This is a genomic window from Tistlia sp., from assembly GCF_040905785.1.
In the GTDB taxonomy this organism is placed as follows: Bacteria; Pseudomonadota; Alphaproteobacteria; order Kiloniellales; family DSM-21159; genus Tistlia.
On record NZ_JBBDQW010000014.1, the window covers coordinates 19,022 to 33,874 of the forward strand.

The following is a 14,853-nucleotide window of genomic DNA, read 5'->3' on the forward strand; positions in this document are numbered from 1 at the left end:
GGGCTAGGCCGCCGAGATGCCGCCGTTGACCGAGATCGCCTGGCCGGTCAGGCGGGCGGAGGCGGGGCTGCAGAGGAAGACCGCCAGCGCGCCGAGGTCGCCGGGCTCGGCGACGCCGAGGCGGGCAGCCTGCTCGGCCTTGGCGAAGAGGCGGCTGGCGAAGGGGTCCTGGCGGCTCTGCTCGTAGAGCGGCGTGCCGCGCACGACCGAGGGCGTCATGGCGTTGACCCGGATGCCCGAGCGCTTGGCCTCGATCGCCAGGGCGCGGCAGAACATCACGATGGCGGCCATGGCGGCGCCGATCGTGACCTCGCCGGGGGTCGCGACCTTGGCGGCGTCCGAGGCGATGCAGACGATCGAGCCGCCGCCGGCCTCGGTCATGTAGGGCAGCACCGCGCGCGCCGGCAGCAGCACGCCCGAGGTGATGGTGCGCAGGGTCTCGGGCAGCGTCTCGATCGGCTGCTCGTGGAGCAGCTTGGGCAGGGCCTCGCCGCCGGCCGTCGAGACCAGGGCGTCGATTCGGCCGTAGGCCTCGGCGCAGGCGGCGGCAGCCGCGGTCGCCCCCTCGGGCGTCGTGACGTCGGCGGCGAGGAAGCGGACCTTGGTCGCGGGCGCCGCCGCGCGCAGGGCGGCGATCGCCTCGGCGCCGCGCGCGGCCGTGCGGCTGGCCAGCATCAGTCGCGGCACCCCGGCTTCGGCCAGGGCCGTGGCACAGGCCAGGCCGATGCCGGCGGTGCCGCCGGTCAGCAGGATCGAGCTCTCTTCCAGCCGTCGCGCCATGGGTCTTCCTCCCCTGTTTGACTTTCACCCGATTCTGCCTAACGTTCGTTAGATGGCAAGCGCCGATCCACAGCGCCAGGAGAGCGGGGCGGCCGAGACCCGCCGGCGCATCCTCGACGTCGCCGCGCGGCTGTTCCGCCAGCAGGGCTACGCCGGCGTCTCGCTGCGCGCGATCGCGGCCGAGGCGGGGCTGCAGGCCGGCAGCCTCTACTACCACTTCGGCTCCAAGGAGGACCTGGTGGTCGAGATCCTCGACGAGGGCATCCGCGCGGTCCACCAGGGCGTCGCCGAGGCGGTCGGAAGGCTGCCGGCCGACGCCGACGGGGCGAGCCTGCTGCGCGCCGCGATCCTGGGCCACCTGCGCAGCCTGCTGCGGCTCAGCGACTACACCTCGGCCAACGTCCGGATCTTCGGCCAGGCGCCGGAGAGCGTGCGCCGGCGCAGCTTGGCCGTGCGCCAGGCCTACGACGCCTACTGGGACGCCCTGCTGGCCGAGGCCCAGGCGCGCGGCGCGCTGCGCGCCGACGCCGAGCCGCGCTCGGTGCGGCTGCTGCTGATCGGCGCGCTCAACGCCTCGCTCGAGTGGTTCGAGCCGGCGCGCGGCGGCGTCGAGCGGCTGGCCGAGAGCTACGCCGACATCCTCTGGCGCGGCCTCGCGCCCGAACCCCTCACGCCTGCCTGCCGGGAGGACTGACGCTTGGCGATCCTGGAAACCGCCCTCGACCCGCGCTCGGCCGCCTTCGAGGCCAACCGCACGGCCTACGAGGCGCGCCTGGCGACCCTGCGCGAGCGCCTGGCCCACGCCGCCTTCGGCGGCCGCGGCAGCCACCTCGAGCGCCACCGGGCGCGCGGCAAGCTGCCGGCGCGCGAGCGGATCGACCTGCTGCTCGACCCCAGCAGCCCCTTCCTGGAGATCGCGCCGCTGGCGGCCTGGGGCCAGTACGCCGACGAGGTGCCGGCCGCCGGCGCCTTTGCCGGCATCGGCCTGGTCGCCGGCACGCCGGTCATGGTCATCGCCAACGACGCCACGGTGAAGGGCGGCTCCTTCTACCGCGAGACCGTCAAGAAGCACGTCCGCGCCCAGGAGATCGCCGAGCAGCAGCGGCTGCCCTGCCTCTATCTCGTCGACTGCGGCGGCGCCAACCTGCCGCAGCAGGACCAAGTCTTCCCGGACAAGGACCACTTCGGCAACGCCTTCCTGCGCCAGTGCCGCATGTCGGCGGCCGGCCTCGCGCAGGTCTCGGCGGTCTTCGGCGGCTGCACCGCGGGCGGCGCCTACATCCCGGCGCTCTCCGACGAGGTCGTCATGGTCCGCGGCCAGGGCCGCATCCACCTGGGCGGGCCCTCGATCGTCAAGGTCGCGATCAACGAGGAGATCGACGCCGAGGCCCTGGGCGGCGCCGAGATGCACAGCCGCGTCTCGGGCGTCTCCGACTGGCTCGCCGAGGACGAGTACGAGGCCCTGGCCAAGCTGCGCGAGATCGTCGCCTCCCTGGCGATCGAGCGGGACCTGGCGCCGCCGCGCGCGGTCCGGCCGCCGCGCCGCCCGCCCGAGGAGCTGGCGGGCGTGATCCCGGCCGACCGCCGCCAGCCCTACGACATGCGCGAGGTCGTGGCCCGCCTGGTCGACGACAGCGAGTTCGTCGAGTTCAAGCCCGCCTGGGGCGAGACCCTGGTCTGCGGCACCGCCTGGATCCACGGCTTCGCCGTCGGCATCCTGGCCAACAACGGGCCGCTTTATTCCGACAGCTCGCTGAAGGCGGCGCACTTCGTCCAGCTCTGCGACCAGCGCGGCGTGCCGCTGCTGTTCCTGCAGAACATCTCCGGCTTCATGGTCGGCGGCGAGGCCGAGCGCGGCGGCATCGCCAAGAACTCGGCCAAGATGGTCTACGCCATGGCGACGGCGCGGGTGCCGCGCCTGACGGTGATCCTCGGCGGCTCCTACGGCGCCGGCAACTACGGCATGTGCGGGCGCGGCTTCTGGCCCGACTTCCTCTTCGCCTGGCCGAGCGCCGAGTGCGCGACCATGAGCGCCGACATCGCCGCCAACGTCATGCTCGAGCTGCGCCGCTCCTCGCAGCGCCAGGGCCCGCCCGCGCCGGGCGAGCTCGAGGAGATCGAGCGGGCGGTGCGCGCGCAGTACGCCGAGCAGTCCGACCCCTACTACGCGACCTCGCGGCTGTGGGACGACGGCATCCTCGAGCCGGCCGAGACCCGCGACGTCCTCGGGCTCTGCCTGGCGCTGGCGGCGAGCCGCTCCGAGGCGGCGCCGCGCGACGCCCGCGTGTTCCGCATGTAAGGCCGGCGAAACGCCCAAGACCCGCGAAACGCCGAGGACCCGGAGCCCGACCATGAGCGAGACCTTCCAGACCCTGACCCTGGCCTGCGACGCCCGCGGCGTCGCCACCCTGACCCTGGCCCGGCCCGAGGTGCACAACGCCTTCGACGAGACGGTGATCGCCGAGCTGCAGCGCGCGGCCGAGCGGCTGGCCGCCGATCCGGGGGTGCGCGTCGTGGTGCTGACCGGCGAGGGGCGGTCCTTCTCGGCGGGCGGCGACCTGCGCTGGTTCCGCCGCCAGGTCGACAGCGGCCGCGAGGAGCGCATCGCCGGCAGCCGTGCCCTGGGCTCGATGCTGCGCACGCTCGACGAGTTGCCCCGGCCGCTGGTCGGCCGGATCAACGGCGGCGCCTACGGCGGCGGCACCGGCCTGATCTCGGTCTGCGACATCGCGATCGGCGTCGAGGGCGCGCGCTTCGGCCTGACCGAGGTCCGCCTGGGCCTGCTGCCGGCCAACATCTCGCCCTTCGTGGTGCGCCGTCTCGGCGCCGGCAACTGCCGCCGGGTCATGCTGTCCGGCCGCACCTTCGGGGCCGGCGAGGCGGTGCAGCTCGGCCTGCTCGCCGCGGCGGTGCCGGCCGAGGCGCTGGACGCCGCGGTCGAGGCCGAGGTCGCCGAGCTGCTGCAGGCGGCGCCCGGCGCCGCGGCCGCGACCAAGAGGCTGATCCGCTACGTCGAGGGCCACGACCTCGAGGCCAGCCTGGACTATAGCGCCAGGGCGCTGGCCGACGGCTGGGAGAGCGCCGAGGGGCAGGAGGGCATCGCCGCCTTCCTGGCCAAGCGCACCCCCTCCTGGCGCGGCGAATGACTTCCCTGCCACCCGGGGCGCTGCCCCGCTGCCTGCTGATCGCCAATCGCGGCGAGATCGCGCTGCGCATCGCGCGCACTTGCCGCGCCCTCGGCATCCGCAGCGTCGCCGTCCATGCCGCGGCCGACGCCGGCGCGCCCCATGTCGGGGCCTGCGACGCGGCCGTGGCGCTGGAGGGACCGGAGCCCGCCTCGGGCTATCTCGACGGCGCCCAGCTGATCCGCGCGGCCCTGGCGAGCGGCGCCGGGGCGATCCACCCCGGCTACGGCTTCCTGGCCGAGAACGCCGATTTCGCCGAGGCCTGCGCCGCCGCCGGCCTGCTCTTCGTCGGGCCCTCGCCCGCGGCGATGCGCGCGCTCGGCGACAAGATCGCGGCCAAGCGCCTGGCCGCCGATGCCGGCGTGCCGGTGGTCCCGGGCGTCGAGGAGGGGCCGGGCGTCGCCCCGGGCGACGCCGGCCTGGTCGCGGCGGCCGGGGCGCTCGGCTTTCCGCTGCTGGTCAAGGCCAGCGCCGGCGGCGGCGGCCGCGGCATGCGCATCGTCGAGCGGCCGGAGGCGCTCGCCGAGGCGGTCGCGCAGGCGCGCCGCGAGGCCGAGGCCGCCTTCGGCGACGGCCGCCTGCTGGTCGAGCGTTACGTCGCCAGCCCGCGCCATGTCGAGGTGCAGGTCTTCGGCGACCGCCACGGCGGCGCGGTCCACCTCCACGAGCGCGACTGCTCGGTGCAGCGCCGCCACCAGAAGCTGATCGAGGAGGCGCCGGCCCCCGGCCTCGAGGCCAAGACGCGCCGCGCCCTGCACGAGGCGGCGCTGAAGCTGGTCCGCCGGATCGGCTACGATAACGCCGGCACCGTCGAGTTCGTGCTCGACGCCGGCACCGGCGCCTTCTTCTTCCTGGAGATGAACGCCCGTCTCCAGGTCGAGCATCCGGTGACCGAGGCGATCCTGGCCGAGAGCACCGGCGGCCTCGACCTGGTCGAGTGGCAGATCCGCGTCGCCGCCGGCCAGCCGCTGCCGCTCGCCCAGGAGGCGTTACGGCCTTGCGGCTGGGCGATCGAGGCGCGCCTCAACGCCGAGGACGCCGCCGACGACCACCGCCCCCAGACCGGCCGCATCGTCGCCCTGGCGCTGCCCGGCGGCCCCGGAATCCGGGTCGAGTCCGGCGTCGCCGAGGGCCAGGCCGTGACGCCCTACTACGATTCGCTGCTCGCCAAGGTCATCGCCCACGGCCCCGACCGCGCGACCGCGCTGGCGCGCCTGCGCCAGGCGCTCGGTGAGACCCTGCTGCTCGGCGTCACCAGCAACGCCGCCTTCCTGCGCGACGTCCTCGGCGACGAGGCCTTCGCCGCCGGCGCCGTGACCACGCACCTGCTGGCCGAGCGCTTCCCCGGCGGCTGGCGCGCGCCCGAGGAGCCGCTCGAGGCCGCCGCCGCGATCCTGGCGCTGCGGGCCGGGCCGCGGCCCGGCGCCTCGCCCTGGTCGGCACTGGCTGGCTGGCGCCTGGGCGCCGCCGCCGGCCTCGCCGGACGCTCGCCGGTGGTGCTGCTCGACGCCAAGGGGGAGCGCCGCGCCTTCTGGCTGACGCTCTCGGCCGGCGAGGCGCGGATCGAGGAGATCGGCGCCGAAGCGCCGCCGCTGGTCCTCCGCTACGCCCTGGCGGGCGAGCGCCTGGCCCTGGCCCACGAGGGCCGCAGCCTGGCCTTCCGCTTCCGGGTCGAGGGCGAGACGATCGACCTCGAGGGCGGCGCCGGCTGGCGCCGCTTCCGCGCGCTCGAGGGGCTGGCCGCCTGGCGCCGCGCGGCCCCGCAGGCGGCCGGCGAGGGGCAGGTCCGCGCCGCCGGTCCGGGCCTGGTGGCCTCGCTCGAGGTCGCGCCCGGCGACCGCGTCGAGGCCGGCACGCCGCTGGTCGTCATCGAATCCATGAAGCTGTTCCAGACCCTGCGCGCCGGCCTCGCCGGCCGCGTCACGGCGGTCGCCTGCGCCGCCGGCCAGCCGGTCGGCGCCGGCGACCTGCTGGTCGAGATCGAGCCGGACATCCCCGGCGGGAGTGGGGGCGGGAGCGGGGAAGAACCGGCGCCGCAAGAGGGAGAGCGCGCGTGAGCAACCCGACCGTCTACGACAACGAGACCCTGGAGGCGCTGCGCGACCAGGTCCGGCGCTTCGTCGCCAGCGAGGTCGTGCCCCACGTCGAGGCCTGGGAGGCCGCCGGACAGGTGCCGCGCGAGGTGCTGCGCCGGATGGGCGAGCTCGGCTTCCTGGGCATCCGCTACCCCGAGCGCTACGGCGGCTCGGGCCTCGACACCCTGGCGACCGTGGCCTTCGTCGAGGAGCTGTCGCGCTCGACCTGCGCCGGCTTCAACATCACCGTGCTGGTGCACACCGACATGGCCTCGCCGCACCTGGCGCGCTTCGGCTCGCCCGAGCAACTCGAGCGCTACATGGCTGACGTCGTCGCCGGCCGCGCCATCACCGCGGTCGCGGTCACCGAGCCCGGCGGCGGCTCCGACGTGGCGGCGCTGAAGACCCGGGCCGAGCGGCGCGGCAACGGCTGGCGGCTGAACGGCAGCAAGACCTTCATCACCAACGGCGCGCTCGGCGACCTCTACTTCGTCGCCGCGCGCAGCGACCCGCAGGCCAAGGCCTCGCGCGGCATCTCGATGTTCGTCGTCGAGAAGGGCACGCCCGGCTTCTCGGTGGCGCGCAAGCTGGACAAGATGGGCTGGCTGGCCTCCGACACCGCCGAGCTCGCCTTCGAGGACTGCGACCTGCCGGCCGACGCCCTGCTGGGGGAGGTCGACCGCGGCTTCTACGCGATCATGAAGAACTTCCAGAACGAGCGCATCGTGCTCGGCGCCATGGGCGTCGGCGAGAGCCGCAAGGCGATCGAGATGACCCTGGAGTACGTGCGCCAACGCCAGGCCTTCGGCGGCACCCTGTGGGACAAGCAGGCCGTGCGCCAGAAGCTGGCCGCCCTGGAGGGCGAGGTCGAGGCCGCCCGCCAGCTGGTCTGGCACGCCGCCTGGCTCGACGCCCAGGGCCGCGACGCGGTCAAGGAGGTCTCGATGGTCAAGGCGCTCTGCGGCGAGCTGGTCAACCGCGTGATGTATGCCTGCCAGCAGTTCCACGGCGGCTACGGCTACATGCGCGACTACCCGATCGAGCGCATGGTCCGCGACGCCCGCATCCAGTCGATCGGCGGCGGCGCCACCGAGGTGATGCTCGAGGAGGTCGCGAAGCGGATGTGAGGCCGGGGGCTCGCCTTCGCGTCCGGGAAGGGGGGGCACACTTCCCCGTCATCCCGGACGCTAGGCGAGCCCCGGAAGCCGCCAGGCTTCCGGCTGGCGAGCCTTGCGATCCGGGATCCAGGGGCACGGTCGGGCAGGTCAGCGCTGCAGCTCGTCGTAGAGGTCCCGCCAGTCCGGATTGCGCTCCTCGATCAGGGCGATCTTCCAGGCCCGCTTCCAGCGCTTGAGCTTCTTCTCGCGCAGGATCGCGTCCTCCATCCGGTCGAGGAACTCGACGTGCACTAGGCAATGGACCCCGTAGCGGCTTGTGAAGCCCTCGACGCCGCCGCTCCTGTGCTGCCAGGCCCGCGCGGCGATGTCACTGGTGACACCGACGTAGAGCGTCCCGTTGCGGCGGCTGGCGAGGATGTAGACGCAGGGCTGGCGCATGTCCGGAATGATGCCACGGGGCGGGGCACGGTGGATCCCGGATCGCGAGGCTCGCACCCGATCGCCTCCGGCTCTCGGGCTCACCTAGGCGTCCGGGATGACGAGAGGAGGCACTCTTCTCCCGTCATCCAGGGCGGCCCCTCCATCCTCGCCAGCCACTGCAATGGCTCTTGGCGCGGCGCGCGGGCCGCGCTATGGCTCGGGGCCATGGCACCGAAGAAGAACCCGCTGAAGCTCAACACGCTGCAGCTCAAGACCCTGGCGCTGCTGCAGCAGATGGCGCGCAGCCCGAACCACGCCCAGCCCGGCGACGAGGCGGGCAGCGTCATGGTCGGGAACTTCCCGCCGGCGCACGGCAACCACTTCCACATCGGCGATGCCGTGGTGCTCGGCCGCGACGCCAGCGGTCTGGCCAACGCCAACGTTTTCGCGATCCTGGAGCGCAAGGGCCTGATCCGCTCGCTGCATCCCATGGGCGCCGTGCTGACGCCCGAGGCGCTGGCCTACGAAACCGGCGTCGCCGAGCAGGTGCTGCACCGCTCGGACCACTGAGGCCCCCCGGGGCCGCCCCCGACTCCACCCTGGCCCGGAACGCCCGCCCCGCAGGGATCGTTCTTCCCGCAGACGCCGCGGCCTCGAAGCCGCGGCGCGCAACGGAGGAACCGAAGATGACCATCCGAGCCCTGGCGGCAGGCGCCGCCGTGATCTTCCTGGCCGGCCCGGCCTTCGCCGACTGCGCGCAGGAAGCCCAGAAGCTGGATTCGGCGATCGTCGCCCACGAGACCGGTGCTGCCGCGGACGACTCCGCCATGCCCGCCAGCCCGCACCAGCAGCAGGTCCTGGAGGGGGACAAGGAGGGGGACAAGGCGGCCGAGGAATCAGGCCTGCCCGCGACCCAGCACCAGGAAGAGGTGCTGTCCGGCGACAAGGAGCAGGTTGCCGAGACGACCGGCAGCACCGGCAACACCGAGGCCGTCTCGCCGCACCAGCGCCAGGTCGTCCGCGAGCTCGACGAGGCAACGCGCACCCAGGCCAGCGATCTGGTCAAGGCCGCCCTGGAGAAGGCCCAGGCGGGCGACGAGCAGGGCTGCCGGGCGCAGCTCGCCGAGGCCAAGGCGCTGCTCGGCACCGAGTGACGCCGGAGGAGACTCGGGCCGGGTCGCTGGCGAGGGAGGAGAGCCCGCCCTTGCCGGATTGAAGTTTTGTCGTCCTTGAGTTCTGCCGCCTTGAAGTTCTGCCGCCTTGAAGTTCTGCCGTCCGCGCATTAGAACATAAAGGGAACATCAGGCAGCGCAGGACGGCAGACCATGGTTTCCACCGCCAGCCTCAAGGCTCCCAAGCTCCTGGACCTGCGCGCGCGGGTCCGCAGCCTCGAGCGGCAGGGCACCGACCCCGCACCCCGCCTGCCGCTCGGCATCGCCGCGCTCGACGAGGCGCTCCCCGGCGGCGGCTTGGCGCTGGCCGGACTGCACGAGATTCTGCCGCAGCGCGCCGAGTGGGACGACGGCCCAGCGGCCGGCTTCTGCCTCACCCTCGCCGCGCGCATCCTGGATGCGCGCCCGGGCCGGCTGCTCTGGGTCTCCCAGGCCGGCGACCTTCACGCGCCGGCCGCCGCGGCGGCCGGGATCGCGCCCGGGCGGCTGCTGCAGGTCCGGGTGCGCAACCGCCTCGACGCGCTCTGGGCGCTCGAGGAGGCGCTGCGCTGCGGCGAACTGGCCGCCGTGGTCGGCGAGGTCGACGCCCTCGACGCCCTGGCCGCCCGCCGCCTGCAGCTCGCCGCCGAGAGCGCGGGGCGACCCTGCCTGCTGCTGCATCGCCCGCGCCTGGCCGGCCGCGGCGAGCGGCTGGCGAGCCCGGCCCTGACCCGCTGGCGGATCGCCGCCGCGCCCTCGGACCCCGCTCTGCCCGCCGAGCTGGTCGGCCGGCCGCGCTGGCGCGTCGCCCTGGAGCGCTGCCGCGGCGGCCGGCCCGAGGACTTCCTGCTGGAGTGGCACGATGAGCACAGCCCCTGGGACGACGCCCCCCCTCGAGAGGAGGCAGACCCCCGAAACCAGCCCGGCCGGGCCCCGGCGGGTGCTCTCGCTCTGGCTGCCGGACTTCGCGATCGAGCTGGCCCTGGGCGAACTGACCGGGGGCGAGCTGGGCAAGCTGGAGCCGGCTGCGAGCGGCGCGCCGGCTGAGCGGCCCCTGGTCCTGGTCGAGGCCGAGGCCGGCCGGCCGCTGCTCTCGGCGCTCGACCGCCGGGCCGTCGAGGCCGGCCTGGCGCCGGGCATGGCCCTGGCCGACTCCCGCGCCCTGGCCCCCGGCCTGCGGGTCCTGGAGCGCGACCGTCCGGCCGAGCGGCGCGCCCTGGAGGCGCTGGCCGACTGGCTGGAGCGCTACAGCCCCTGGGTGGCGCTCGATCCCGTCGCCGAGCCGGCGGGCGCCGCCGGCCTGCTGCTCGAGGTCACCGGCTGCGCCCACCTGTTCGGCGGCGAGGCCGCCCTGGCCGGCGACCTGCTGTCCCGGCTCGGGCGGATCGGCGGCGGCGGCTTCCGGCGGCGCGGCCACCACGGCCGCCTCGCCGTGGCCGGCACGCCGGGCGCCGCCTGGGCCGCGGCCCGCTACGCCACCGGCACCGCCGCGCCCTTCCGGCTGGTCGCACCGGGCCGCCAGGCCGAGATTCTGGCCGGGCTGCCGGCCGCCGGCCTGCGCCTGCCCGACGGCCAGGTCGAGCTGCTCGCCCGCTTCGGCCTGCTGCGCATCGGCCAGCTCGCCGCCCTGCCGCCCGAGACCCTGACCGCGCGCGCCGGCCCGGCGGTCGCGCGGCGCCTGCGCCAGGCCTTCGGGCAGCTCGACGAGCCGGTCTCGCCGCGCCGGCCGGTGCCGGCGCAGCGCGTGCGGCGGGTCTTCGGCGAGCCGATCGCCGCCGCCGAGGACCTGGCGCGCGGCCTGGAGGGGCTGCTGATCGGACTCTGCGAGCGGCTCGAGGCGGCCGGGCTCGGCGCCCGGCGCGTCGAGCTGGCGCTGCACCGGGTCGACGGCAGCGTCCAGCGCCAGGGCATCGGCCTGAGCCGGGCCAGCCGCGAGGCCGACCGCCTGAAGCGGCTCTTCGCCCAGCGCCTCGAGCGGCTCGACCCCGGCTTCGGCGTCGACGCCCTGGTCGTCTCGGCGCCCGAGACCGAGCCGCTCGACGCCCTGCAGCTTGCGCTCTCCTCGGCTCGGGCCGCGACGCGCCCGAAGGATCCGGAAGACGACCTGGCGGCCCTGGTCGACCGCCTGGAGAACCGGCTCGGCGCCGGCAGCGTGACCCGCCCGGCCCCGCGCGAGAGCCACCTGCCCGAGCGCGCGACCGAGCCGCTGGCGCCCTTCGCCCGGCCGCCCCGCCAGGCCGCCGCCGCCTGGCCGCGCGGCCTGCCGCGGCCGCCGCGCCTGCTCGCCCGGCCCGAGCCGATCGAGGTCGTCGCCGCCCTGCCCGACAGCCCGCCCCGCCAGTTCCGCTGGCGCCGCCTGCTGCACCGCGTGGTGCGCGCCGAGGGCCCGGAGCGGGTCGGCGCCGAGTGGTGGCTGGCCGACCCCAGCAGCGCCAGCGAAGGCGCCCGCGACTACTTCCGCGTCGAGGACGAGGACGGCCGCCGCTTCTGGCTCTACCGCAGCGGCCCGCCCGAAGGCCCGGGCGGCGGCCGCTGGTTCCTGCAGGGATTGTTCGGGTGACGATACCGGCTCGGGTGAAGTTTATTTGTTTCAAAGGATTACGTTCATTTCCTCGTCTTTTCCGACACCCACTCGTCATCCCCGCGAAAGCGGGGATCCATGGAGACTCGCCGTCCGCACTCAAGCCTGCCGGTTCAACTCCGCCGAGACTCCCTATGGATCCCCGTTTTCACGGGGATGACGGGGAGGAGGCGGGGCGACGGGAAAGGACGCGGGGGACGACGGGCGAGGCGGCGGAATGACGCGGCTTGCGCCATGAGCTACGCGGAGCTCGCGGTCGCGAGCAACTTCTCCTTCCTGCGCGGCGCTTCGCATCCGGAGGAACTGGTGACCCAGGCCAGGGCGCTGGGGCTGGCGGCGCTGGGGATCGCCGACCGCAACTCCCTGGCCGGCGCGGTGCGCGCCCACGTCGCGGCCAAGGAGCTCGGCCTGCGCCTTCTGGTCGGCGCCCGGCTGGTGCCCGAGGACGGGCCGGAGATCCTCTGCTATCCCGAGGACCGCGCGGCCTACGGCCGGCTCTGCCGGCTGCTGACCCTGGGCAAGCGGCGCGCCGGCAAGGGCGAATGCCGCTTCACCCTGGACGACCTGCTGGCCAAGGCCGAGGGCCAGCAGCTGATCGTGCTGCCGCCCGATACGCCCCAGCAGCGCCTGGAGGCCGGCTTCCCCGAGGCGCTGCGCCGCCTGGCCGGCGCCCTGCCCGGCCGCGTCCACCTGGCGGCCAGCCTGCTCTACCGCGGCGACGACGCGCGGCGCCTGCGGCGGCTCGCCGGGCTGGCGGCCGAGAGCGGCGCGCCGCTGGTCGCGGTCAACGACGTCCACCTGCACCACCCGGCGCGCAGGCCGCTCGCCGACGTGCTGGCCTGCATCCGCGAGGGCGTCACCGTCGACGCCGCCGGCTGGCGCCTCGCCGCCAACGCCGAGCGCCACCTCAAGCCGCCGGCCGAGATCGCCCGCCTGTTCGCCGGCTACCCCGAGGCGGTGGCGCGCAGCCTGGAGATCGTCCGGCGCTGCCGCTTCTCGCTCGAGGCGCTGCGCTATGAGTATCCGGAGGAGCTGACCGACCGCGAGGAGAGCGTGCAGCAGGCCCTGGAGCGGCTGACCTGGGCGGGCGCCGCCGAGCGCTATCCCCACGGCCTGTCGGCGAAGCTGCGCCACGCCCTCCTGCACGAGCTGGCGCTGATCGCGCAGCTCGACTACGCGCCCTACTTCCTGACCGTCCACGACATCGTGCGCTTCGCCCGCAGCCGGGGCATCCTCTGCCAGGGCCGCGGCTCGGCCGCCAACTCGGCGGTCTGCTACTGCCTGGGCATCACCGCGGTCGATCCCGAGCGCGCCGAGCTGCTGTTCGAGCGCTTCGTCTCGGCCGAGCGCAACGAGCCGCCGGACATCGACGTCGACTTCGAGCACGAGCGCCGCGAGGAGGTCATCCAGTACATCTACGCCCGCTACGGCCGCGAGCGCGCCGGCCTGACCGCGACGGTGATCTGCTACCGGTCGCGCGCCGCCCTGCGCGAGGTCGGCAAGGCGCTCGGCCTGTCGCCCGACACGGTCGGCGCCCTGGCCGGCACGGTCTGGGGCTGGTCGAGCGAGCCGCTGCCCGACGAGCGGGTGCGCGAGCTCGGGCTCGACCCCACGGACCGGCGCCTGCGCCAGGCGCTCGACCTGGCCGCCGAGCTGATCGGCTTCCCGCGCCACCTGTCGCAGCACGTCGGCGGCTTCGTCATGACCCGCGGCCGGCTCGACGAGCTGGTGCCGATCGAGAACGCGGCCATGGCCGAGCGCACGGTCATCGAGTGGGACAAGGACGACATCGAGGCGCTCGGCATCCTCAAGGTCGACGTGCTGGCGCTCGGCATGCTGACCTGCCTGCGCAAGGGCTTCGACCTGCTGCGCAGCCACTACGGCCGGATCTGCGACCTGGCCAGCGTGCCGGCCGAGGACCCGGCGGTCTACGACATGCTGTGCAAGGCCGACTCCCTGGGCGTCTTCCAGGTCGAGAGCCGGGCCCAGATGACCATGCTGCCGCGCCTCAAGCCGCGCGCCTTCTACGACCTGGTGGTCGAGGTCGCGATCGTCCGCCCGGGGCCGATCCAGGGCGACATGGTCCATCCCTACCTGCGCCGGCGCAACGGCGAGGAGAAGGTCGAGTTTCCCTCCGAGGAGCTGCGCCAGGTGCTGGGCCGCACCCTCGGCGTGCCGCTGTTCCAGGAGCAGGCGATGAAGATCGCCATCGTCGCCGCCGGCTTCACGCCCTCGCAGGCCGACCGCCTGCGCCGCGCCATGGCGACCTTCCGCAAGAACGGCGACATCCACCTGTTCCGGGAGAAGATGATCGAGGGCATGGTCCGGCGCGGCTACGAGCGCGACTTCGCCGAGCGCTGCTTCAAGCAGATCGAGGGCTTCGGCACCTACGGCTTCCCGGAGAGCCACGCCGCCAGCTTCGCCCTGCTGGTCTACGTCTCGGCCTGGCTGAAGTGCCACCATCCCGACGTCTTCGCCTGCGCCCTGCTGAACGCCCAGCCGATGGGCTTCTACGCGCCCGCCCAGATCGTGCGCGACGCCCGCGAGCACGGCGTCGAGGTGCGCGGGCCCGACATCAACCGCAGCGGCTGGGACTGCAGCCTGGAGCCGGCCGCCGATCCGCTGAAGGGGCCGGCCTGCGCCCTGCGCCTCGGGCTGCGCCAGATCAAGGGCCTGGCCGAGGCCGACGGCCGGCGCCTGGTCGAGCGACGCGGCAACGGCTATCCCGACCCCCTGACCCTGTGGCGCCGCGCCGGTCTCGGCCAGCGCGCCCTGGAGGCCCTGGCGCGCGGCGACGCGCTGCGCTCGCTCGGCCTCGACCGGCGCGAGGCGCTGTGGGCGATCAAGGGCCTGCCCGACGACGCGCCGCTGCCGCTGTTCGCAGCGCAAGGCGAGGAGGAGCGCGGGGTCAAGCCGGCGGTCGCCCTGCCGCGCCTGGCCGAGAGCGAGCAGGTCGTGCAGGACTACGCCAGCCTGCGGCTGTCGCTGCGCAGCCACCCGGTGAGCTTCCTGCGGCGCGAGCTGACGGAGGCCGGTTACGCCCCCTGCGCGCGCACCCGCAGCCACCGCGACGGCGCGCGCCTCAGCCTCGCCGGGCTGGTGCTGGTGCGCCAGCGGCCGGGCAGCGCCAGCGGCGTCATCTTCCTGACCCTGGAGGACGAGACCGACATCGCCAACCTGGTGATCTGGCCCAAGGTCTTCGAGCGCTACCGGCCGCTGGTCCTGAAGGCGCAGCTGCTCGGCGTCGCCGGGCGCCTGCAGCGCGAGGGCGCGGTCATCCACCTGGTCGCCGAGCGCCTGTTCGACCTCTCGGACCGCCTGGCCGAGCTGGAGCTGCGGCCGCGCGACCTCTTCATCCCGCCCTACAGCAACCCGCCCAAGGGCGAGGAGAAGGCCTTCGAGGAGGTGCTGGCGCGCGCCGACGTCAAGCACTCGACCTCGCCCGACCAGCGCGAGAAGCCGCGGCGGGGCCTCCCGGCCGGCGTGGTGCTGGCGGTCAGGAGCCGCGACTTCCACTGACGCCCCTGGCGGCTTTTCCGCTAC

Annotated in this window: 12 protein-coding genes; 10 read left to right on the forward strand and 2 right to left on the reverse strand. The window is 74.7% G+C overall.

Annotated features, from left to right (window positions below; genetic code table 11):
* Positions 1-3: 3 nt before the first annotated feature.
* Positions 4-780 carry an SDR family NAD(P)-dependent oxidoreductase gene (locus WD341_RS03955; protein ID WP_368424122.1) on the reverse strand — a complete coding sequence of 259 codons (777 nt, stop codon included), beginning with the start codon at positions 778-780 and terminating at the stop codon, positions 4-6.
* Between the two features lie 52 nt (positions 781-832).
* On the opposite strand from WD341_RS03955, the gene WD341_RS03960 reads away from it, so the two are divergent.
* From WD341_RS03960 to WD341_RS03980, 5 genes are read left to right on the forward strand one after another with little or no spacing between them, the layout of a single operon-like run.
* Positions 833-1,474 carry a TetR family transcriptional regulator gene (locus WD341_RS03960; protein ID WP_368424123.1) on the forward strand — a complete coding sequence of 214 codons (642 nt, stop codon included), beginning with the start codon at positions 833-835 and terminating at the stop codon, positions 1,472-1,474.
* A gap of 3 nt (positions 1,475-1,477) precedes the next feature.
* Positions 1,478-3,079 carry an acyl-CoA carboxylase subunit beta gene (locus WD341_RS03965; protein WP_368424124.1) on the forward strand — a complete coding sequence of 534 codons (1,602 nt, stop codon included), beginning with the start codon at positions 1,478-1,480 and terminating at the stop codon, positions 3,077-3,079.
* A 52-nt stretch (positions 3,080-3,131) separates the two neighbouring features.
* A complete protein-coding gene (locus WD341_RS03970) occupies positions 3,132-3,926 on the forward strand; it encodes a crotonase/enoyl-CoA hydratase family protein (protein ID WP_368424125.1) in 795 nt (264 codons plus the stop codon).
* Positions 3,923-6,022 carry a biotin carboxylase N-terminal domain-containing protein gene (locus WD341_RS03975; protein ID WP_368424126.1) on the forward strand — a complete coding sequence of 700 codons (2,100 nt, stop codon included), beginning with the start codon at positions 3,923-3,925 and terminating at the stop codon, positions 6,020-6,022. The genes WD341_RS03970 and WD341_RS03975 overlap by 4 nt, the downstream gene beginning before the upstream one ends.
* Positions 6,019-7,167: an acyl-CoA dehydrogenase family protein gene (locus tag WD341_RS03980; protein WP_368424127.1), complete on the forward strand. Its 1,149-nt coding sequence runs from the start codon at positions 6,019-6,021 to the stop codon at positions 7,165-7,167. Before WD341_RS03975 ends, WD341_RS03980 begins: the two co-directional genes overlap by 4 nt.
* A 138-nt stretch (positions 7,168-7,305) precedes the next feature.
* On the opposite strand, the gene WD341_RS03985 is transcribed toward WD341_RS03980, so the two are convergent.
* Positions 7,306-7,596 carry a GIY-YIG nuclease family protein gene (locus WD341_RS03985; RefSeq protein ID WP_368424128.1) on the reverse strand — a complete coding sequence of 97 codons (291 nt, stop codon included), beginning with the start codon at positions 7,594-7,596 and terminating at the stop codon, positions 7,306-7,308.
* Between the two features lie 207 nt (positions 7,597-7,803).
* Here WD341_RS03985 and WD341_RS03990 point away from each other — a divergent pair, with 207 nt between their 5' ends.
* The 5 genes from WD341_RS03990 (at position 7,804) to WD341_RS04010 (ending at position 14,829) form a co-directional block, all read left to right on the forward strand.
* Positions 7,804-8,148, forward strand: coding sequence for a hypothetical protein (locus WD341_RS03990; protein ID WP_368424129.1), 345 nt, complete (start codon positions 7,804-7,806; stop codon positions 8,146-8,148).
* 116 nt (positions 8,149-8,264) lie between these two features.
* Positions 8,265-8,732 carry a hypothetical protein gene (locus tag WD341_RS03995; protein WP_368424130.1) on the forward strand — a complete coding sequence of 156 codons (468 nt, stop codon included), beginning with the start codon at positions 8,265-8,267 and terminating at the stop codon, positions 8,730-8,732.
* Between the two features lie 171 nt (positions 8,733-8,903).
* Positions 8,904-9,776, forward strand: a complete 873-nt coding sequence (locus tag WD341_RS04000) for an ImuA family protein (RefSeq protein WP_368424131.1) — start codon at positions 8,904-8,906, stop codon at positions 9,774-9,776.
* On the forward strand, positions 9,670-11,289 hold the full coding sequence (locus WD341_RS04005) for a DNA polymerase Y family protein (protein WP_368424132.1): 1,620 nt from the start codon (positions 9,670-9,672) through the stop codon (positions 11,287-11,289). The genes WD341_RS04000 and WD341_RS04005 overlap by 107 nt, the downstream gene beginning before the upstream one ends.
* Positions 11,290-11,544: 255 nt before the next feature.
* Positions 11,545-14,829: an error-prone DNA polymerase gene (locus WD341_RS04010; protein WP_368424133.1), complete on the forward strand. Its 3,285-nt coding sequence runs from the start codon at positions 11,545-11,547 to the stop codon at positions 14,827-14,829.
* The last annotated feature ends 24 nt before the right edge of the window (positions 14,830-14,853 follow it).

Coding starts and splice junctions, on each gene's coding strand:
- WD341_RS04000 (WP_368424131.1), top strand. CDS start 8,904: ATGGTTTCCACCGCCAGCCTCAAGGCTCCCAAGCTCCTGGACCTGCGC.
- WD341_RS03995 (WP_368424130.1), top strand. CDS start 8,265: ATGACCATCCGAGCCCTGGCGGCAGGCGCCGCCGTGATCTTCCTGGCC.
- WD341_RS03975 (WP_368424126.1), top strand. CDS start 3,923: ATGACTTCCCTGCCACCCGGGGCGCTGCCCCGCTGCCTGCTGATCGCC.
- WD341_RS03990 (WP_368424129.1), top strand. CDS start 7,804: ATGGCACCGAAGAAGAACCCGCTGAAGCTCAACACGCTGCAGCTCAAG.
- WD341_RS03960 (WP_368424123.1), top strand. CDS start 833: ATGGCAAGCGCCGATCCACAGCGCCAGGAGAGCGGGGCGGCCGAGACC.
- WD341_RS04010 (WP_368424133.1), top strand. CDS start 11,545: ATGAGCTACGCGGAGCTCGCGGTCGCGAGCAACTTCTCCTTCCTGCGC.
- WD341_RS03970 (WP_368424125.1), top strand. CDS start 3,132: ATGAGCGAGACCTTCCAGACCCTGACCCTGGCCTGCGACGCCCGCGGC.
- WD341_RS03955 (WP_368424122.1), bottom strand. CDS start 780: ATGGCGCGACGGCTGGAAGAGAGCTCGATCCTGCTGACCGGCGGCACC.
- WD341_RS03985 (WP_368424128.1), bottom strand. CDS start 7,596: ATGCGCCAGCCCTGCGTCTACATCCTCGCCAGCCGCCGCAACGGGACG.